At 67.0% G+C, this 20184-nt stretch carries 18 protein-coding genes; 13 read left to right on the top strand and 5 right to left on the bottom strand.

All coding sequences use genetic code 11. The features are described from left to right. The first annotated feature begins 3 nt into the window (after positions 1-3). Positions 4-756 carry a 16S rRNA (uracil(1498)-N(3))-methyltransferase gene (locus tag QFZ52_RS06765; protein ID WP_307496860.1) on the top strand — a complete coding sequence of 251 codons (753 nt, stop codon included), beginning with the start codon at positions 4-6 and terminating at the stop codon, positions 754-756. Between the two features lie 20 nt (positions 757-776). Here the strand turns inward: QFZ52_RS06765 and QFZ52_RS06770 are convergent, their stop codons facing one another. Beyond that, complete coding sequence (locus QFZ52_RS06770; protein ID WP_307496861.1) at positions 777-1706, bottom strand: GerMN domain-containing protein; 930 nt, start codon at positions 1704-1706, stop codon at positions 777-779. A gap of 281 nt (positions 1707-1987) precedes the next feature. On the opposite strand from QFZ52_RS06770, the gene QFZ52_RS06775 reads away from it, so the two are divergent. From QFZ52_RS06775 to QFZ52_RS06795, 5 genes are all read left to right on the top strand, one after another. Further along, on the top strand, positions 1988-3154 hold the full coding sequence (locus tag QFZ52_RS06775; RefSeq protein WP_307496862.1) for a PhoH family protein: 1167 nt from the start codon (positions 1988-1990) through the stop codon (positions 3152-3154). Next, positions 3151-3624 carry an rRNA maturation RNase YbeY gene (gene ybeY / locus QFZ52_RS06780; RefSeq protein WP_066212595.1) on the top strand — a complete coding sequence of 158 codons (474 nt, stop codon included), beginning with the start codon at positions 3151-3153 and terminating at the stop codon, positions 3622-3624. Before QFZ52_RS06775 ends, ybeY begins: the two co-directional genes overlap by 4 nt. Further along, on the top strand, positions 3621-4931 hold the full coding sequence (locus QFZ52_RS06785) for a hemolysin family protein (protein WP_307496864.1): 1311 nt from the start codon (positions 3621-3623) through the stop codon (positions 4929-4931). Before ybeY ends, QFZ52_RS06785 begins: the two co-directional genes overlap by 4 nt. Continuing rightward, a complete protein-coding gene (gene era / locus QFZ52_RS06790) occupies positions 4931-5893 on the top strand; it encodes a GTPase Era (protein ID WP_307496865.1) in 963 nt (320 codons plus the stop codon). Before QFZ52_RS06785 ends, era begins: the two co-directional genes overlap by 1 nt. Positions 5894-6057: 164 nt before the next feature. After that, the gene (locus QFZ52_RS06795) at positions 6058-7539 is read left to right on the top strand and encodes an LCP family protein (protein ID WP_307496866.1); all 1482 of its coding nucleotides are present in this window, start codon (positions 6058-6060) and stop codon (positions 7537-7539) included. Between the two features lie 91 nt (positions 7540-7630). Here the strand turns inward: QFZ52_RS06795 and QFZ52_RS06800 are convergent, their stop codons facing one another. Further along, entirely contained in the window at positions 7631-9583 is a 1953-nt protein-coding gene (locus QFZ52_RS06800; protein WP_307496867.1) for a M13 family metallopeptidase, read from the bottom strand. Between the two features lie 241 nt (positions 9584-9824). On the opposite strand from QFZ52_RS06800, the gene leuA reads away from it, so the two are divergent. The 3 genes from leuA (at position 9825) to QFZ52_RS06815 (ending at position 13259) form a co-directional block, all read left to right on the top strand. Further along, complete coding sequence (leuA, locus tag QFZ52_RS06805; protein ID WP_307496868.1) at positions 9825-11564, top strand: 2-isopropylmalate synthase; 1740 nt, start codon at positions 9825-9827, stop codon at positions 11562-11564. A gap of 120 nt (positions 11565-11684) precedes the next feature. Next, complete coding sequence (gene recO / locus QFZ52_RS06810) at positions 11685-12440, top strand: DNA repair protein RecO (RefSeq protein ID WP_307496869.1); 756 nt, start codon at positions 11685-11687, stop codon at positions 12438-12440. Between the two features lie 18 nt (positions 12441-12458). Further along, positions 12459-13259, top strand: coding sequence for an isoprenyl transferase (locus QFZ52_RS06815; RefSeq protein WP_307496871.1), 801 nt, complete (start codon positions 12459-12461; stop codon positions 13257-13259). Here the strand turns inward: QFZ52_RS06815 and QFZ52_RS06820 are convergent. Both QFZ52_RS06820 and QFZ52_RS06825 read right to left on the bottom strand, forming a co-directional pair. Beyond that, complete coding sequence (locus QFZ52_RS06820) at positions 13226-14317, bottom strand: alpha/beta hydrolase (RefSeq protein WP_307496872.1); 1092 nt, start codon at positions 14315-14317, stop codon at positions 13226-13228. The genes QFZ52_RS06815 and QFZ52_RS06820 overlap by 34 nt on opposite strands. 28 nt (positions 14318-14345) lie before the next feature. Beyond that, positions 14346-15293 (bottom strand): alpha/beta hydrolase, encoded by a 948-nt coding sequence (locus QFZ52_RS06825; RefSeq protein ID WP_307496873.1) that lies wholly within the window; start codon positions 15291-15293, stop codon positions 14346-14348. 102 nt (positions 15294-15395) lie between these two features. On the opposite strand from QFZ52_RS06825, the gene QFZ52_RS06830 reads away from it, so the two are divergent. After that, entirely contained in the window at positions 15396-16463 is a 1068-nt protein-coding gene (locus QFZ52_RS06830; RefSeq protein ID WP_144628608.1) for a quinone-dependent dihydroorotate dehydrogenase, read from the top strand. Positions 16464-16560: 97 nt separating this feature from the next. Here the strand turns inward: QFZ52_RS06830 and QFZ52_RS06835 are convergent, their stop codons facing one another. Further along, positions 16561-17142, bottom strand: coding sequence for a DUF3043 domain-containing protein (locus QFZ52_RS06835; protein ID WP_373425634.1), 582 nt, complete (start codon positions 17140-17142; stop codon positions 16561-16563). Positions 17143-17202: 60 nt separating this feature from the next. On the opposite strand from QFZ52_RS06835, the gene QFZ52_RS06840 reads away from it, so the two are divergent. The 3 genes from QFZ52_RS06840 (at position 17203) to ctaC (ending at position 20182) form a co-directional block, all read left to right on the top strand. Next, positions 17203-18606 carry a dipeptidase gene (locus QFZ52_RS06840; RefSeq protein ID WP_307496875.1) on the top strand — a complete coding sequence of 468 codons (1404 nt, stop codon included), beginning with the start codon at positions 17203-17205 and terminating at the stop codon, positions 18604-18606. Between the two features lie 144 nt (positions 18607-18750). Next, positions 18751-19131: a HesB/IscA family protein gene (locus QFZ52_RS06845; RefSeq protein ID WP_066212558.1), complete on the top strand. Its 381-nt coding sequence runs from the start codon at positions 18751-18753 to the stop codon at positions 19129-19131. A gap of 178 nt (positions 19132-19309) precedes the next feature. Continuing rightward, complete coding sequence (gene ctaC / locus QFZ52_RS06850; RefSeq protein WP_278269034.1) at positions 19310-20182, top strand: aa3-type cytochrome oxidase subunit II; 873 nt, start codon at positions 19310-19312, stop codon at positions 20180-20182. Positions 20183-20184 lie beyond the last annotated feature (2 nt).

Below are 20184 nucleotides of genomic sequence, written 5' to 3' on the forward strand. Positions count from 1 at the left end.
GCCATGAGCAACCCGGTCTTCTTCGCCCCCGCCGGCTCTCTCGACCGGGTGGAACCCTCAGGCCTGGTGACCGTCGACGGCGCCGAGGCCCGGCATGCTGTGACGGTCAAGCGGCTCTCCCCGGGGGAGGGCGTGGATCTCGTCGACGAGCAGGGGACCCGTGTCATCGGTGAGGTCGAGTCGTCCGACTCCGGCGAGCTGGTGGTGCGCGCGCTGGAGATCGTGCGCGAGCCGTCGCCGTCGCCCCGGCTGATCCTCGTGCAGGCCCTCGCCAAGGGGGACCGGGACGAACAGGCTATCGAGAGCGCCACCGAGCTGGGGATCGACGGCGTCATCCCGTGGCAGTCGGACCGGTCGATCGTTCGCTGGCGCGGCGATCGGGCGGCGAAGGCCCTGGCCAAGTGGCGGTCGGTGGTCCGGGCGGCCACCAAGCAGTCGCGCCGGGCCCGGACCCCGGAGGTCGAAGACGTTCTCGATTCCGCAGGGCTCGCCCGGCGGATCGCCCAGGGCGGCAAGGCGTTCATCCTCCACGAGGATGCGAGCACGTCCCTGGCTTCGCAACTCGATGAGGTGGCGGGGCTGGAAGGCGATGTCCTGCTGATCGTGGGTCCGGAAGGCGGGATCTCCCCGGCGGAGGTGGCGGCCTTCGAAGCCGCTGGAGCGCGGATGGCGTTGCTCGGACCGCATGTGCTGCGGTCCTCCTCGGCGGGGCCGGCGGCCCTGGTGGTGGCGAGCACCGTCCTCGGCCGTTGGTGACCTGACGGGGCGCTGCGGCGTCAGCGGATGGTGACGCTCTTCGAATCCTCGACCGGTTGTGAGCCGCCGGGAACGATGGTGGACACGGTCAGCTCGTAGTGACCCTTCGGCAGCACCGTCCGGGCGCTGAACCGGCCCACCTTCTCCGCCGCCTTCGTCAGGGCCACCGTGGCGGAGGAGATCACATCCTGACCGGCGGGGGAGCCGGCCGGGGAGATCGACCAGGTCACGTTCTTCTGACCTCCCAGCACCACGCCGTTGAAGGACAGCGTCCCCGAACTGAGCACGGCCTCGTCCTGGGGGACCATGATGCGGACCGGGGACAGGAACGCCAGGTCCCGGTGGAACGGGAGGTTGAGCGGGATCGAGCCGAACGCCTCGACGTCATTGCGTCCGTCGATGAGGAGGACGACGTCGGGTTCCACCGAAGAATCGACCATCCCCGACGCGCGGGCGGCGGACACCGCCGTGAACGCCAGTTGCTGCAGAGCCCGCTTGGCCATGGACGGGTCGAGGTTCTTGGAGAAGGCATCGGCGCTGACATCGACCGTGATGGTGGAGGCCCCGGAGATCGAAGCCGCCAGACGGTGCGGGGCCTGCCAGGCGGTGAAGTAGTCGGGGTCCTCGGGCTTCTGAGCCATCATGACCTTGAGAGCGGACGTGACGGGATCGTCCACGGCCCCCGTCTTGCGGGGTTCCGAGAAGAGATAGGCGTTGCCGCCCGTGCGTCCGATCCAGTAGATCTGCACCTGGGTCTCGGTGTCCGCCGTGCCGCTCGGAGCGGCGCTGACCTCCGGCACGGAGGTGGCCAGTGACTGCGGATCCGGCAGGCCGGAGGAGACGGTCCCGGAGGGCGTCGCGGTGCACGCGGACAGGAGCGCGGCCGCGAGCGGGAGGGCCAGAAGGCGCGCAGGGAGTCGCCGACGTCGTCGCGTGCTGACCATGCTCACCGTGCCTCTCCTGATCCAGATGGAGGGCTTCCCCGGCTGGTGGCCGGTGGTCGCCCATGCGAAAGGGCCTGCTGATCAGCACGCCCCGCACTCCACCTTGCCACAGCGCATCGGCTCGCCGGGCGCCAGGACGGGTGGGCGGCCGAAGTGCAATCCGATTGATACCCCGCTGTGCCCAAGCCGTGACCGTCCGGCGTCCTGACGTAGACTTTCAGCAGGCCATGGACTGCATGGCCGCACGATTTCCAGGAAAGGGATACCCGGTCACGAGGGCCGGCACCATGAGCGAAGAAACCATGCCATCGGGGGCCCTGTCAGGTCACGCCGACTTCCCGCACAGCACGCCCCTCTCGCGGACCGAAGTGGTCCTCTTCGACACGGGCACGGCGATGGTGCGGGCGCTGGGCGCCCACGACGAAACCCTGCGCGGCCTCGAAGCAGCCTTCCCCAGCGTGACGTTCCACGTGCGTGGCAACGAGCTGACGCTGAAGGGGCCCACCGAGAACGTGCAGCTGGCGCACCGTCTGGTGCTGGAGCTGAAGTCGTTGTCGGAACGGGGCACGCCGGTCACTCGCGAACTGGTGGTCCAGCTCCTCGGCATGCTGAGCGCACGCACCGTGCCCACGCCCACCGAGGTCCTGACCCAGAACATCCTCAGCAGTCGCGGTCGTACGATCCGGCCGAAGACGCTCAACCAGAAGAGCTACGTCGACGCCATCGACCAGAACACGATCGTGTTCGGACTCGGTCCGGCCGGCACCGGCAAGACGTACCTGGCCATGGCCAAGGCGGTCCAGGCGCTGCAGAACAAGGAAGTCACCAGGATCATCCTGACGCGCCCTGCCGTCGAGGCGGGTGAGCGGCTCGGATTCCTGCCCGGCACGCTCAACGACAAGATCGACCCCTACCTGCGTCCTCTCTTCGACGCCCTGCACGACATGATGGACCCGGAATCGATCCCACGTCTCATGGCCGCCGGCACCATCGAGGTGGCGCCTCTCGCCTATATGCGCGGGCGCACCCTCAACGAGGCCTTCATCATCCTGGACGAGGCCCAGAACACCACTCCCGAGCAGATGAAGATGTTCCTCACACGTCTGGGCTTCGGGTCCAAGATGGTCGTCACGGGGGACACCAGCCAGGTGGATCTGCCGGGCGGGACCACGTCGGGCCTGAAGATCGTCCAGGGCATCCTGGCCGGCATCGAGGACATCAACTTCTCCGTCCTCGACGCCAGCGACGTGGTGCGCCACCGCCTGGTGGGGGACATCGTGACCGCGTACAACCACTGGGATGAGGAACAGCAGCGCGGCGTGCAGCGCCGTCGCACCCCGTCCCGTCCGGCCGCCCGCCTGGACAACACCACCGTGCAGGACAACACAGCGCACAACAACACAGCGCACAGCAATACAGAGCACAGCAGCACCGAGCCAGGAGCCACCGCATGAGCATCGAGGTCAACAACGAATCCGGCGTCGACGCCAACGCCGAGGACATCGTCCGGCTCGCGCGGTTCATCTTCGACGAGCTCTACATCCACCCCGAGGCCGAACTCTCCGTCCTGCTGGTGGACGAGCCCACGATGGAGAAGCTCCACATCGAGCTGATGGATGAGCCGGGCGCCACCGATGTGCTCTCCGTGCCGATGGATGAGCTGACCCCGGGCGCGCCCGGCCGGATCACGCCTGCCGGCATGCTGGGCGACATCGCCATCTGCCCGCAGGTGGCGGAGATCCAGGCGAAGAACGCCGGCCACAGCACCGAGGAGGAGATGCTCCTGCTCGCCACCCACGGCATTCTGCACCTTCTGGGCTTCGACCATGCCGAGCCGGAGGAGAAGGCCGAGATGTTCGGTCTTCAGCGGCAGCTGCTCTCCTCCTTCCTGGGCAAGGACGCCCCTCTGGAGACCACCGAATGACCCTGGCGGTACTGCTGGTCCTGACGGTCGCGTTCCTGGTCATCGGGGCCGTTCTCTCGGCGGCTGAGTCGGCTCTCGCCTTCCTGCCCCGTCACGCGCTCGACGATCTGGCCGAATCCCGGCCCCAGCACGCGGCACACCGCGTTCTCGCGGACGCCCAGGCGCATCTGAGGTCGCTGCGGTTCTGGCGGGTCTGGTTCGAGATGGCCGGCGCCGTCGCCCTCACCCTGGCGGTGTCCGGGCTGATCGAGAACGTGTGGCTCGCCGGTCTCATCGCGACGGCGGTCATGGCGATCGTCGGCTTCGTCCTGGTGGGAGTCTCGCCGCGCCGTCTCGGCCGGCTCCATCCCACCGCGACGGTGCGGTACACGGCGTCGCTCGTTCATTTCCTGCGGCTCATCCTGGGCCCGGTCCCGGAGTGGCTGCAGCGCTTCGGCACGGCGGTCCTGCCGTCCTCGCATGGCGCGGACGTGGATTCGCACGACGAGCTCGGCTCGCTCACCAGCGCCGAGGTCCGGGAGCTTTTCGAGCGCTCGAGTGATTCCGAGCTGATCGAAGAGGGCGAAGCCGAGCTGATCCAGAGCGTCTTCGACCTGGAGGACACCCTGGTCCGGGCCGTCATGGTGCCCCGGACCGACATCGTCCACATCGGCAGCGAACAGACGCTGGAACAGGCGATGAGCCTGTTCCTCCGCAGCGGCAATTCCCGGGTCCCCGTGGTGGGGGAGAGCGCCGATGACGTCCTGGGCATCCTGTATCTGAAAGACGTGGCTGCGGCGCTGTTCGGCCGCGGTCCGGACTCGTCGATCGGCCTGCTCGCCCTCATGCGGCCCGTGCGCTTCGTGCCGGAGTCGAAGCCGGTGGCGGAATTGCTCAAGGAGCTCCAGACCGAGCAGGTTCACATGGCCATCGTGATCGACGAATACGGTGGCACCGCCGGCCTGGTCACCCTCGAGGATCTCATCGAGGAGATCGTCGGGGAGATCGTGGACGAATACGATTCCGAGGCCGCGGAATTCGTCGAGCTGGCCCCCGGGATCTTCCGGGTGAACGCCCGCATGCCGATCGATCACCTGGGCGAGCTTTTCGACCGGGAGATCGAGGACGACGACGTGGACTCCGTCGGCGGGCTCCTCGCCAAAGCTCTCGGCAGGGTCCCCATCCTGGGCAGCGTCACGTTCACCCATGGGCTGAGGCTGGAAGCGCTGAGCATTGAGGGCCGGAGGAATCGTGTGCACCACGTCCTGGCCCAGGAGTCGAACGAAACTGAACGTGGGACCGCAGAGTCCCGAGAGGAAGAGGACTGATGTCGGGACGCACTGACGGGCTCATGCCCACACCGCAGGACAAGGACCACCGGGCGGGATTCGCCATCCTGGTGGGTCGACCCAACGCGGGCAAGTCGACACTGACCAACGCCCTCGTGGGTCAGAAGGTGGCCATCACCTCCAACAAGCCGCAGACCACCCGGCACACCATCCGGGGCATCCTGCACCGCCCGGATGCGCAGCTGGTCCTGGTGGACACCCCGGGCCTGCACCGCCCCCGCACGCTGCTGGGTCAGCGCCTCAACGACCTGGTGGCGGCAACGCTGTCCGAAGTGGACGCGATCGGATTCTGTCTCCCGGCCAACGAGGCCGTCGGACCCGGTGACCGCTTCATCGCGCAGCAGTTGGCGATGCTCGGCCGGAAGCCGATCATCGCGGTCGTCACCAAGGCTGATCTGGTGAGCAAGGAGGACCTCGGGAAGCAGCTGCTCTCGGTCCACGCCATGGGTCAGGAGATCCTGGGCGGCGACGGGTTCCGGGACATCGTCCCGGTCTCGGCTCAGGACGGTTTCCAGGTGACGACGCTGGAGGACGTGCTGATCTCCTACATGCCGAAGTCCCCGCCGCTCTACCCGGACGGTGAACTGACCGATGAGCCGGAAGCGGTCATGGTGGCCGAGCTGATCCGCGAAGCGGCACTGGAAGGGGTGCGGGACGAGCTGCCCCACTCCCTGGCCGTGGTGGTGGAGGAGATCGTCCCCCGGGAAGGCCGGTCGGAGGACAATCCTCTCCTGGACGTCCGGGTCAACCTGTTCGTGGAGCGTCCCTCGCAGAAGGCCATCATCATCGGCCGCGCGGGCAGCCGCCTCAAGGAGGTCGGCACCCGGGCACGCAAGGGCATCGAAGCTCTGCTCGGCACCAAGGTGTACCTCGACCTTCACGTGAAGGTGGCGAAGGACTGGCAGCGGGACCCCAAGCAGCTGGGGCGGATGGGCTTCTGAGCAGGGCTCTTCGGGGATCTGTCAGCTCAAATGCAGAAAACGGCTCTACGATGGGACGGTTCTGTTTGTTTCGAAAGGCCCTTTGAGTGACCAAGCCACCCCAAGCCGCACGACGGGCGGATGACACGCGCCGCAAAGCGCGTGCTCACGCGTCTGATGCCAAGGTGCACGAAGCACGCCACCTGACCCGCCCGTCCGGAGCCCCGCTGTGGGTGAAGATCACGGCGTGGGTGGTCAGCGTCGCCCTCATTGCGGTGCTCGGGTTCGCCGGCTACTGGTACTTCCGTCTTCAGGGCAATCTGAACACCGCGCCCCTGACGGCGTCGGGCCGTGACAAAGGCGGCCTGAACGATGCCACCGACCGTCTGCAGATCCTCATCATGGGCACCGACACCCGCGACGGCAAGAACAAGGCGTACGGCACCTCCGACCAGTCCTCCGGCTACGGGAACTCGGACGTCATGATGCTGCTGGACATCTCCGCCGACAACCAGCGGGTGAGCATGGTGTCCTTCCCGCGCGATCTCGTGGTGTCGATTCCGCAGTGCATCGACCCCAAGACCAAGCAGGTCAAGGCGCCCCGCCCGAACGCGCAGATCAACAGCGCCATGTCCGAAGCCGGGCCTGGCTGCACGGTGGACACCATCAACAAGCTGACCGGACTGGAGATCGACCACTTCATGATGGCGGACTTCAACGCCGTCAAGGAGCTGTCCAATGAGGTGGGCGGGGTCGAGGTCTGCGTCAACGCGCCGATCGACGATCCTGACTCACGCCTCAAGCTGCCCGCCGGCAAGTCGCTGGTCCAGGGCGATCAGGCGCTGGCCTTCCTGCGCAACCGCCACGGTGTGGGCGACGGTAGTGACATCACCCGCATCAAGTCGCAGCAGCAGTTCCTGGCCTCCCTGGCCCGCAAGGTCCGCAGCGACGGCACACTGACCAACATCCCGAAGCTCCTGGGCATCGCCGACACGGTCACCAAGAACCTCACGGTGGACGAGGGCCTGGCGAATCCTCAGACCCTCATCACCATCGCGCAGCGCCTGCAGAAGGTGGACCTCGCGAAGGTCGCGTTCGTCACGGTGCCGTGGGAGCCGTCCGACGTGAATCCGACCGCCTGGGTGCAGCCGAAGGAACCCGACGCGGGACAGCTCTTCAAGGCCATGCGAGAAGGCGTCGACCTCACCAACCCCAACCCGCCGAAGCCCAAGCCCAAACCCAGCGCGACGCCGTCGTCCACTCCGACGCCGACTCCGACCGCCACGAAGAAGGCCGTTCCCGCCGTGGATCAGTCGACCGCGCCCGTGACCGTGGCGAATGCCACCGGCATCGAAGGCCGGAGTCAGGAACTCAACACGTTCCTGCTGGCCAAGGGCTTCCTGGTGCAGGAGGCCGTGCCGGCCGACACGAACGCGAAGACGGTCGTGTACTACTCCTCGGCTTACCGCGGGGCTGCGGTCAACGTCGCCACGGCGCTGGGCATCCCGCAGGCGCAACTGAAGCCGAGCGCGGACATCCTGGGCGTCCAGGTCGTCGTGGGCACCGACTTCACCACCGGCACCGCCTACCAGGTGATCCAGCTGCCCAAGGACATCGTGGGGCAGACCGCCGCGGACCAGACCTGTCAGACGGCCTTCAGCGGCTGAGCGGCGGGCGCCGGCACGCACAACGGCGAGGGCCGTGAAGAGGAATCCTCTTCACGGCCCTCGCCGTTTCTCATGCGGTCGCCAGAGGCGGTCACCAGATACGGACGCGCTCCTCCGCGGGGAGCCACATGGCATCGCCCTCCTGGACGTCGAACGCCTCGTGGAACGCGTCGAGGTTCCGCACGGTCGCGTTGGCCCGGAATTCGTTGGGGGAGTGCGGGTCGATCGTCACGCGGCGGATCGCCTCTTCGCTGCGGATCACCTGGCGCCAGCTGGTGGCCCAGGCGAAGAAGAACCGCTGCGCTCCCGTGAGGCCGTCGAGGACCGGGGCCTCTCCGCCGTCGAGCGTGGCTAGGTAGGCCTTGTACGCGATGCCCAGTCCTCCGAGGTCGCCGATGTTCTCGCCGAGGGTCAGCTCACCGTTCACGTGATGGCCCGGCGCCTCCGCCGGTTCCAGGGCGTTGAACTGGTCGACCAGACGGCGGGTGCGCCCCTCGAAGGCCTCGCGGTCGGCGTCGGTCCACCAATTGCGGAGGGTGCCGTCGCCGTCGTACTGCGAGCCCTTGTCGTCGAAGCCGTGACCGATCTCGTGGCCGATGACCGCGCCGATCGCGCCGTAGTTGACCGCGTCATCGGCGTCCGCCTGGAAGAACGGCGGCTGCAGGATGGCCGCCGGGAACACGATCTCGTTCAGCACCGGGTGGTAGTACGCGTTGACCGTCTGAGGCGTCATGAGCCACTTCTCGTGGTCCACCTCCTTGCCCACTTCGTCCAGGTGGCGGTCGACGTCGGCGCTATGGGCGCGCTCGACGTTCCCCAGCAGATCCGTGGGGTCGATGATCACGGACGAGTAGTCGGTCCACTTGGCCGGGTAGCCGATCTTGGTCCGGAAGGAGTCCAGCTTCGCCAGGGCACGGGTCTTCGTCTCCTCGCCCATCCAGTCGAGTCCGGTGATGCTGCTGCGGTACGCCTCGACGAGGTTTCCGACCAGCTCCTCCATCCGGGCCTTGTGGCTCTCCGGGAAGTGCTTGCGGACGTACAGCTCGCCGATCGCCTCGCCGAGAGCATCCTCCACGACGGCGACTCCGCGCTTCCAGCGCTCCTTCAGTTCGGGGGTCCCGCTGAGCACGGTGCCGTAGAACGCGAAGTTCTCCTGCACGAAGGGGGACGAGAGGTACGGGGCCGCCGAGCCGACGATCCTCGCGGCGAGCCAGTCCCTCCAGCTCTGGGCCGGTTCCGAGGACAGCAGACCCAGGAGCGCCGGGAAGTAGTCCGGGGTGCTGAGGACCACCTCGGAGCAGATCGACGGGTCGACCCCCGCGGCTTCGAACCAGGCGCCGGCGAGAGGGAACACTTCTGAGAACTCTTCCGCGGTGCGGAGGTTGTAGGTCTTCTGCGGGTCGCGCAGTGTGACCTTGTCCCAGTGCGTGGCGGCGATCCGGCGCTCGAGTTCCACGATGCGGGCCGCGGCGCCTTCGGGATCCTCCCACTCGGCGAGGGCCAGGATGCGTCCCAGGTGTTCCTGGTACTTGGCGACCGTCTCCGCGAATTGCTCTTCGCGGTAGTAGCTCTCGTCCGGTAGACCGAGGCCGGACTGCCCGAGGTACAGCAGGACGCGGGTGGGGTCTCCGGCGTCGGGGGAGGGATAGAGGTAGAAGAGGCCGGGGACGTCGGCGCGGAAGAGTTCGCCCACACGGCGGATGACCGCTTCGGGGCTGTCGAGTCCGGCCAGTGCCGCAAGACGTTCGCGGATCGGTTCCAGGCCGAGGGCTTCGACACGCTCCTCATCCATGAAGCTCGCGTAGAGCCCGCCGATCTGGGCGGCGATCCCGCCCTCCTGCTGGCCCCTCGCTGCGGCGTCTTCGATGAGCGTCCGCACCGCCTCCTCGGAGGCGTCACGGAGTGCGGTGAAGGTGCCTTCGAGCGAACGGTCGTCGCGGATGGTGGTGGAGGACAGCCAAGCGCCGTTGACGTGGCGGTAGAAGTCATCCTGGGCTCGCGTGCCGGGGTCGACGTGGCCGAGTTCAATACCGGATGGATTCAAAGGGGAATCGCTCCTCTGCAGGATGGCCCTGCTCGGGCCACATGGTGGACATCGTGGTGATGCGGGACACCCTCATCCTAAGCACGTGCTAACCTGACAACGTGCATGCAGGGCTGCTTCTTCTTAGCTGCCGTGGCGAGGCCTGATTCTTTACCGTTGTGAAGCTGGGCTCCCTCGTCGCGGAGTCTGTTGCGCCCGGCTATCTTGACAGCCCTCACGAGTAAAAGGCACTGGAAATCACATGCGAAATGCACAGCAGCCCTCGGGCATGCCCGTCCACCGTTACATCCCGTTCCACGAGCAGATCACCGTCGATCTGCCAGACAGGACCTGGCCGGACCAGCGGATCACCACGGCGCCCCGCTGGTGCGCGGTCGATCTGCGCGACGGGAATCAGGCGCTCATCGACCCCATGAGCCCGGCCCGCAAGATGAAGATGTTCGATCTGCTGGTCCGCATGGGCTACAAGGAGATCGAGGTCGGGTTCCCCTCCGCCTCCCAGACGGACTTCGATTTCGTCCGTCAGTTGATCGAAGGCAACCACATCCCTGACGATGTGACCATCCAGGTCCTCACCCAGGCACGCGAGCACCTGATTGAGCGCACTTATGAGGCGATCACCGGTGCGAAGAACGTGATCGTTCACCTGTACAACTCCACCTCCACCCTCCAGCGCCGCGTCGTGTTCAAGCAGGACGAGGACGGCATCCTGGACATCGCCCTGCAGGGCGCCCGGCTGTGCAAGAAGTACGAGGAGACGCTGACGGACACCAACGTCACGTACGAGTACTCGCCCGAGTCCTTCACCGGCACCGAGCTGGAATACGCCGTCCGGGTCTGCAACGCGGTCGCGGACATCTTCGAGGCCTCGGCCGACCGCCAGGTGATCATCAACCTGCCGGCCACCGTGGAAATGGCGACCCCCAACGTCTACGCCGACTCCATCGAGTGGATGCACCGCAACCTGCACCCGCGGGAAGGCATCATCCTCTCGCTGCACCCGCACAACGACCGGGGCACCGGCGTCGCCGCCGCGGAGCTCGGTTACCTGGCGGGCGCCGACCGCATCGAGGGCTGCCTGTTCGGCAACGGTGAACGCACCGGCAACGTCGACCTGGTGACGCTGGGCCTGAACATGTTCGTCCAGGGCGTGGACCCGATGATCGACTTCTCGAACATCGACGAAATCCGGCGGACCGTGGAGTACTGCAACCAGCTGCCGGTCCCCGAGCGTTCCCCGTACGGCGGCGACCTGGTCTTCACCGCCTTCTCCGGTTCCCACCAGGACGCCATCAAGAAGGGGCTGGAGGCTCTGGAGCAGGACGCCCAGGCCGCCGGAGTCGAGGTGGACGAGTTCACCTGGCAGGTCCCTTACCTGCCGATCGACCCCAAGGACGTGGGCCGGAGCTACGAGGCGGTCATCCGTGTGAACTCCCAGTCCGGCAAGGGCGGCGTCGCGTACCTGCTGAAGTCCGAGCACCACCTGGACCTGCCTCGCCGTGCCCAGATCGAGTTCTCCGGCGTCATCCAGCGCCGTACGGACACGGTCGGCGGCGAGGTCAGCGCGGACGAACTCTGGAAGGCGTTCCAGGATGAGTACCTGCCCGCGAAGGATGCCGCGCAGCAGTGGGGCCGCTATGCTCTCGGCGCCACCCGCACCGAGTCCGACGAGGACGGCGCCGTGACCCTCCACGCGGCGATGCGCGTGGACGGCCAGATCGTGGACCGCACAGGCCATGGCAATGGCCCCATCGCCGCCCTGCTGGACATCCTGAGCAAGGACGGCGTCGACGTCCGAGTGCTCGACTACAGCGAACACGCGCTGAGCGAGGGCGGCAACGCCCTGGCGGCCGCCTACGTCGAGTGCGCGGTGGGGGAGCGGGTCCTGTGGGGCACCGGCATCGATTCGAACACCAGCACGTCCTCCCTGAAAGCCGTGATCTCCGCCGTCAACCGGGCCATCCGGGACCGCTCCATCTGAGATCCTCTCGCCGCCCGGCGTCACGGGCGGCTGGGCTGACCATCCGCCGGCCCCGGCGGCGCTCCGACTCCCGGAGCGCCGCCGGGGCCTTTCGGTGTCCGGAAGTGGGAGAATGGAACCGTGGCAGAGGCGAGCTTCACATCACGCGCATACCGCGACGACGCCGTCGTGCTGCGCACCCATAAGCTGGGCGAGGCGGACCGGATCCTGACCCTGCTGACCAAGCACCACGGTCAGATCCGGGCGGTGGCCCGTGGGGTCCGCCGGACGAGCAGCCGTTTCGGCTCTCGCCTGGAGCCTTTCATGGTGGCCGACCTGCAGCTGGTGCCCGGCCGAAGTCTTGAAGTGGTGACCCAGGCCCAGAGCAAGGGCTCCTACGGACATGCGATCGCCTCCGACTACTCGCGGTATACGGTGGCGGCAGCCATGGTGGAGACGGCGGAGAAGCTGACCGACGTCGACGGCGACTCGGGCACGGCCCAGTACCTCCTGCTGGTGGGGGCGCTGGCGGCGCTCAGCCGCGGCGCCTACGCGCCCGGCCTCATCCTCGATTCCTATCTCCTGCGGGCCCTCTCCACCGGCGGCTGGGCTCCGAGCTTCACCTCGTGCGCCCGTTGCGATGCTCCTGGCCCCCACACGGCGTTCAACGCCGCGCTGGGAGGGATGGTCTGCGCCGACTGCCGTCCTCCGGGATCGCCGGCTCCGGCGCCGGAGACCATCACCTTGCTCGCCGCACTGCTGAGCGGTGACTGGGAGACCGCGGGGGAGTCGCCGGACCGAGCGAGGGCCGAGGCCGCCGGGCTCGTGTCCGCGTATCTACAATGGCACCTGGAACGCAGGGTGAAGTCCTTGCAGCATGTCGACCGTTCATCCTGAACTGAGGAATTAACACACGTGTCCTTCTCTGATTCCGCCCAGCAGGGCTACGAGTTCCCTTACCCGCACCCGAGCGGTGCCACACCGCCGAGGATTCCTGCGGAGCTCGTCCCCGAACATGTCGCGATCGTCATGGATGGCAACGGGCGCTGGGCCAACCTCAGGGGACTTCCACGGATCGAAGGACACAAGGCCGGCGAGCCGGCGCTGCTCGACGTCGTCGCGGGCGCCATCGAGCTGGGCGTGAAGTACGTGACGGTCTATGCGTTCTCGACGGAGAACTGGAAGCGCTCGCCCGAAGAGGTGCGCTTCCTGATGGGATTTAACAAGGACGTACTACGCCGCCAGCGCGATCAGCTGAACCGCTGGGGCGTGCAGGTGCGCTGGTCGGGCCGCCGTCCACGGCTCTGGGGTTCCGTGATCCGCGAGCTGGAGGAAGCCGAGAAGCTCACCCGTGCCAACACGCGCTGCGTGCTGACCATGTGCATCAATTACGGCGGCCGGGCGGAACTGGTGGACGGCTTCAACCGCATGGCGGAGGAGGTGGCGGCCGGGCGGCTCAAGCCCGGCAAGATCTCCGAGAAGACCGTTCAGCGGTATCTGTACCAGCCGGACCTGCCGGACGTCGATCTCTTCATGCGGTCCTCAGGGGAGCAGCGCCTCTCGAACTTCCTGCCCTGGCAGTCCGCCTACGCCGAGTTCGTCTTCCTCGAGGAACTGTGGCCGGACGTGGACCGCACCACGCTGTATCAGGCCGTGGAGACCTACGCCCGCCGTGACCGGCGCTACGGCGCGGCCGTGGATTCCGCAGCCGTCTGAACGAGCCAGTCCATCGATTCCTTGTAGGCCTGTTCGCGGACGTGGCGTGAGGACATGAAGATGTCGTGGATGGCGCCGCGGTAGCGGAACACGGCGACCCGGCGGCTGATCCCCAGCGCTCGCTTGGCGGTCTCCTGGACGTCGATCACGGCGTCGAGGGTCTTCAGTTCGTCCGTGTAGCCCGTCTGGATCTTGCTCCGCTCGCTCAGCATGATCAGGACCGGCGCGTCGATGTCAAGGCCGCGCTGCACCCGGGAATGGCCGTTCATGACGGCACGGATCCATCCGGCCCGGATGGGGAAGGACTCCCGGGGGCGCCAGGCGGAGACGATGTGCCATTCTCCGTACGCCTTGTCACTGACGCTCTTCCAATAGGCGGGCATCTCCGGAAGCGGGAACGCGTGTTTCGGGTCGGCCCGCGCGAAAGGCTCCACCAATTGAGTGGCGATGCTGCGGACCAGGGTGCTGCCCTGCAGTTCCAGCCAGGGCGAGTTCAGGATCACGCTCGCCAGGCGGCCCGGGTGGCGGTCCGCCCAGAGCGCGGCCACCAGCCCGCCGAGGGAATGTCCCATCAAGTGCACCCGCAGGCGTTCCTCCGGCACACCCCGCACCGCTGCTTCGTCCTTGATGACCGCCAGTGCCGCCCCGATCTCCTCGTCATAGACCTCCAGATCGTCCGTGTAGCCGGCGGTCTGGTACTCGTGGAGGCTGCGGCCGAACTTGCGCAGATCCAGCGCATAGAAACTCGCCCCGTGGTCTTCGAAGTAGTCGGCGAGTTCGGTCTGGAGGAAGTAGTCGGCCCAGCCGTGGAGATACAGGACCACATTGTGGTCCTCGTGATCGTGGCGGTGTTCGCGGCGCTGCCGGACTGCAGCCAGCCATGATGGCCAGTCGTGTTCCCGCGCCGCGGAGGACAGCTCCCGCTTCGGCTTCCGGCGGACCAGCGTCGCGGACACCGCCCCCTCGTCGTCCGGCTCCAGTGGCAGGAGGCACTGTTCGAAGTCATTGAACAGCACGTCCTGCTGCCACGTGTGGACCGGCAGAGGGGAACGCGTCATCGGGTGAGTCCTTTCGGGGTTGGCGCTGTCAGAAGGTCCTCAGCCAGCGTCTGAGTCGATCGTAGGCTTCCTCCCGCACGGCGGCGGGGGAGAGGAACACATCATGCAGCGCGCCGTCGACCCTCTCGACCGTGACCGACGTGCCGAGTTCGAGGGCGCGGACGGCCATGGTGTTGACGTCGAGGACGGCGTCACTGCGACGCATGTCCTCCCGCCAGAGCGGACCGTTCGAGCTGGACGTGGACATGAGGACGACGATGGGCAGGGAGAGCCTCAGGCCCCGGGCCACCTTGCTCTGGCCGCTCAGGATCGCGCTGAGCCAGCCTGCTCGCACCGGGAAGGCCAGAGGCGGGCGGTACCGGTCATCGAGCTCCCATTCACCCTCCGCCTCCGAGCTGATGCTGCGCCAGTAGAATCCCCGTTCCGGAAGCCGCAGGACGGTCTTCGGGCGCATCCGGGAGAGCGGCGCCAGCAGCGACCGTGCCGCGTGACGGACCGCCGGGCTGCCGTGCATCTCCAGCCAGGGGCTGTTGAGGATCAAGCCGTCCACGCGCTCGGGATGGCGCGCGGCCCACAGGCTGGCCACCAGACCGCCCGTCGAATGACCCATGAGGAGAAGAGGCCTTCCCGGAGCCTTCTCGCAGGAGTCGAGAGCGGCGAGGATGTCCTGGTCATAGTGCTCCAGGTCCGCCACGTAGCCTCCGGGCAGCTCGGGGCGGAGGCTGCGGCCGTGGTTGTGGAGGTCCAGGGCGTAAAAGAGGAAGCCCTGGCCCGCGAAGAATTCCGCCAGTTCCCTGTTGAAGAAGTAATCGCTCCAGCCGTGCAGGAACAGCACCGTACCGCGCGGCTCCCGGTCCGTGTCCGGCATGGTTCCGAGGTGACGGATCAGCGTGGCGGTCTGCTGGGAACCGTTCCGGATGGTGTGCAGCTCCAAGGACTCGAAGGACGGACCGAGGATGTCCGGCTGCCACTCCATGTCCCCTCCTCAGCGCCTCGTGTGTCCGCGCTTTCATCCTAAGCCCGGGCCCATGACGTGGGCTCATTTGTGCGGACCGGCCTGAACGGAAAAAATGGAGCCATGCGCATCTATCCCACCGTCTTCCGTGTTGCCTTCTCCTGGATGGATCCAGAGAAGGCTCATCGGATCGGTTACCAGGCCATCCGGTTCTTCAACAAGGCCGGAGCCGCCGGGCTCCTTCACCGGCTCAACGGACCCGACCCGTCGCTGCGGACCACGGTGTTCGGCATCGACTTCCCGTCCCCGTTCGGTCTCGCCGCGGGATTCGACAAGGAAGGTCTGGCCATCGAGGCGCTGGCCGCCATGGGCTTCGGCCACATCGAGGCCGGCACCATCACCGGCGCGGCCCAGCCGGGCAATGAGAAGCCCCGCCTGTTCCGCCTCGTGGAGGACCGCGCGGTGATCAACCGGATGGGCTTCAACAACGACGGCGCCGAGCACGTCGCGCCGCGCATCGCCGCCGCGCGTGCGGCCCTCAGCCGCCGGCACCCGGGCGTGCGCCCCGTGATCGGCGTGAACATCGGCAAGACGAAGCTCGTGGAGCTCGAGCACGCCGTCGAGGACTACCTCGTCAGCACCCGCGCTCTGGCGCCGCACGCCGACTACCTGGTGGTGAACGTCAGCTCCCCGAACACGCCCGGACTCCGCCTGCTGCAGAACGTGGACTCGCTCCGTCCTCTGCTGGAGGCCGTGGGCGCCGAGGCTGACCGGAGCGCGGGCCGTCATGTGCCGCTGCTGGTCAAGATCGCCCCCGACCTCAGCGATGAGGATCTGGACGACGTCGCACGTCTGGCGATCGACCTCGGCCTCGACGGGATCATCGCCACCAACACCACCATCGGCCGTGAAGGGCTGACCGCGCCGGCCGCCAAGGTCGAGTCGTGCGGCGCCGGCGGTCTGTCCGGGGCGCCTTTGAAGGCCCGGTCCCTGGATGTCCTGCGCCGCCTGCGCGCTCAGGTTCCCGCGGAGATGGTCATCATCTCCGTCGGAGGCGTCGAGACCGCCGCCGATGTCCAGGAACGCCTCGACGCCGGCGCGAACCTGGTGCAGGGCTATACGGCCTTCCTCTACGAGGGTCCGTTCTGGGCAGGCCACATCAATAAGGGCCTCGCGAAGCTCCGCCGGTAGACCGCTAGACCCTGGATGCCGCAAGGGCCCCGGCCGTGAAAATCACGGCCGGGGCCCTTGTCTGTGGAAGGAGGAGGCGGCTCGACGGCCGCCAGGATCAGCTGGGACGCTGACCGCGGGTGACCTGGGGCTTGGGAAGACGCAGCTTGCGGAACTGCAGGGCCCGCATGCACCCGTACCAGACGGTGCCGCGCTCGACGGAGCCGAACTTGGCCGTGAGAGCCTTCTTCAGCCGGCGGCTGAGGAGGAAGGTGTCCACGAAGACGATCAGGAACATCACCCAGAACGCGCCGAGGACGATGAACTGCGAGTCGCTGCGCTGCGGGATCACGAGCGACGCGACCACGAAGATCAGGGCGCCGAACATGAGGAATTCACCGGCGCTGAAGCGGGAGTCCACGAAGTCACGGGCGAAACGCTTCTGCGGACCCTTGTCGCGGACCGGTAGGAACCGCTCATCGCCGGTGTCCATCGCGCTGCGGACCTTGGCGCGCTGCTCGGCGACGGCGAGTCGCTCGGCCTGCTTCGAGGCCTTGCGGTCCTCGGGGACCAGCGGGCGCTTGCGGGCCGCGACCTGGTCCTTCCGCTTCGGGGTCGGGGCACCCTTTCCGATCACAGGAGCATCGGAAGCGGTCTCCGGCTCGGCGGGCAGGGGCTCATCCTTCTTACGTCCAAACACCCCACAAGGATACTCGGTGCCGGTCGCTGGACCTGCACGCTGCTTCGGTAGGCTTTCAGCATGACTTCTCACGAGGAAAACAGCCTGCCCGCAACGGGCCGCCACAGCGCGGCCCTGCGCGCCGCCATCGATGAATCCTTCGCCTCCACCGTGGCGACTCTGAAGGAACTCGTCGCCATCCCGGGTATCGCCTGGGCGAGCTTCGACGCCGCCCAGCTGGACCGCAGTGCCGAGGCCGTCGCAGCCCTCGCCACGGCCGCCGGTTTCCCGGAGGTCGCCGTGCACCGCGCGCTCAAGGAGGACGGGACCCCGGGCGGCCCCGCCGTCGTCGCCCGCCGCGCCGCCGCGGACGGCAAGCCGACCGTGCTGCTGTACGCCCACCACGACGTGCAGCCGCCGGGGGATCCGGCACTCTGGGAGTCCGAGCCGTTCGTGGCGGTCGAACGCGACGGCCGGCTCTACGGCCGCGGCGCCGCGGATGACAAGGCGGGCATCATGGTGCACCTCTCCGCCAGCGCCGCCGTGGCGAAGGTCCTCGGTGAGGAACTCGGCCTCGGTGTCACCCTGTTCATCGAGGGCGAGGAGGAAGCCGGTTCGCCGACCTTCCGCACCTTCCTGGAGGAGCACCAGGCCGAGCTCGAGGCAGACGTCATCATCGTGGCCGACTCCAGCAACTGGAAGGTCGGCATCCCAGCCCTGACCACGAGCCTCCGCGGCCTGGTCGACGGGGTGGTCGAGGTCCGCGTGCTGGACCACGCCGTGCACTCCGGCATGTTCGGCGGGCCCGTGCTGGACGCTCCGACGCTCCTGGCCCGGCTCATCAGCACCTTCCACGACGAGCGGGGCAATGTCGCGATCGCTGGACTGGTCGCCGAAGACAACGCCGACGTCGACATGCCCGAAGAGGACTTCCGCGCCGACGCCTCGGTGCTGCCCGGTGTTCAGCTCGCGGGGGAGGGGAGCCTGACCTCCCGCATCTGGACCAAGCCGGCTCTGTCGATCATCGGGATCGACGCGCCGAGCATCGAGGTCGCCAGCAACACGCTGCTTCCGACCGCGCGGGCGAAGTTCAGCCTGCGCATCGCCCCCGGGCAGGACCCGCGCTCCGCCATGAAGGCGATGGAGGAGCACGTGAAGGCGCACGCGCCGTTCGGCGCCCAGGTGACCTTCACGCCGGGTGAGATGGGCAACCCGTTCGCCGTCGACATGAAGTCCCCGGCCGCCACCGCCATGATGGCCGCCCTGGCCGAGGCGTGGGGGACCGGTTCGGTGGGCACCGGCATCGGCGGATCGATCCCGTTCATCGCGGAGCTCGTCGAGGTCTACCCTCAGGCACAGATCCTGGTGACCGGCGTCGAGGACCCCGATTCGCGGGCGCACAGCGCCAACGAATCCCTGCATCTCGAGGAGTTCCGCAAGGCCATCCTGGCCGAAGCACTGCTCCTGGCGGACCTCAACGGCTGAATCCGTGACGTCCGGGAAGAACGCGGGCCGCTTCCGCGTTGACTCCTATTAAGGCTGCGCCGTGTTCCGCCGTAGCATAGTAGGAGAGCCAGCAGTCTCCTGGGGTCATGACAGGCCTTGGGAAAAGTGAAAGAGGAGAGATCCATGAGCACCAGCACCAGCGAGAATGTCGCTGTCACCACGGACGACGAGCTTCCCACCCACGAGGTCCAGCTCAGCGACGTAGCCGCTGGCAAGGTCCGCAGCCTCCTGGAGCAGGAAGGCCGCACGGACCTCCGTCTGCGCGTGGCCGTTCAGCCGGGCGGCTGCTCGGGCCTCATCTACCAGCTCTACTTCGATGAGCGTCTGCTCGACGGCGACGCCGTCCGTGACTTCGACGGCGTGGAGGTCGTGGTGGACAAGATGAGCGTGCCGTACCTGAACGGCGCCTCCATCGACTTCGAGGACACCATCTCCAAGCAGGGTTTCACCATCGACAACCCGAATGCCGGCGGTTCCTGCGCCTGTGGTGACTCGTTCCACTAGGAAGTCTCCCGATCTCAACAGCCGTGTGCCCCGCACTTCTCAAGAATGTGCGGGGCACACGGCTGTTGTGTGAGCAAAACGCGGCCCATCGCGGTAAGCTCTACATCGGGTAGTAAAACTCCACGCAGTGGTGCCAAAAAACGGTGCCACATGCTGAAACAAAGAGGAAGGGCCGTCTGTGAGTTCGCAGAACCGAACCGGCAGCCGACGCGGTAAGATCACGGCGATCACCGGCGTCGCCGTGGCCGGTGCGTTGGCATTGACCGGATGTTCATCGGAGGTAGCCAGGGGGTGGTTGCCGTCGGAGAAGGACGTCACCAATCACACTGGCCGGATCATTGACCTCTGGGTGAACTCGTGGATTGCCGCCATTGCCGTTGGGTTTGTGACCTGGGGCTTGATCATCTGGTGCATCATCGCCTACCGGCGCCGCAAGGGCACCACGGGATTCCCCAAGCAGCTGAGCTACAACTTGCCGCTCGAGGTCTTCTACTTGACCATCCCGCTCTTCATGGTCCTGGTGTTCTTCTACTTCACCGACCGTGACCAGCAGGCGATCGATGACCGGTCGAAGCCGGCCGACGTCGTGGTGGATGTCCGTGGCAAGCAGTGGGCCTGGGACTTCAACTACAAGCAGGGCAACGTCATTCAGCAGCCCGTCTACGAAGGCGGCGTTCAGGCGCACCTCACCGGCCAGGAAGTGGACAAGGACAAGCTCCCCACGCTGTACCTCCCGGTCAACAAGAGCGTCGAGCTGGAACTGAACTCCCGTGACGTCATCCACTCCTTCTGGGTTCCCGCCTTCCTGCAGAAGCGCGACATGATCCCCGGCAAGACGAACTACCTGAACTTCACCCCCACCAAGGAAGGCACTTACGACGGTAAGTGCGCTGAACTCTGTGGTGAGTACCACTCCGAGATGCTCTTCCGCGTGAAGGTCGTCTCCGAGACCGAGTTCCAGGCTCACATGGATGAACTCCGCAAGCAGGGCAACACGGGCGAGCTTGGCTCCAAGTACGACCGCAACCCCAATCTGAACGAAAAGAAGTAAGG

Origin of the sequence: Arthrobacter woluwensis, from assembly GCF_030816155.1 — a bacterium.
Classification (GTDB): Bacteria; Actinomycetota; Actinomycetes; order Actinomycetales; family Micrococcaceae; genus Arthrobacter_E; species Arthrobacter_E woluwensis_A.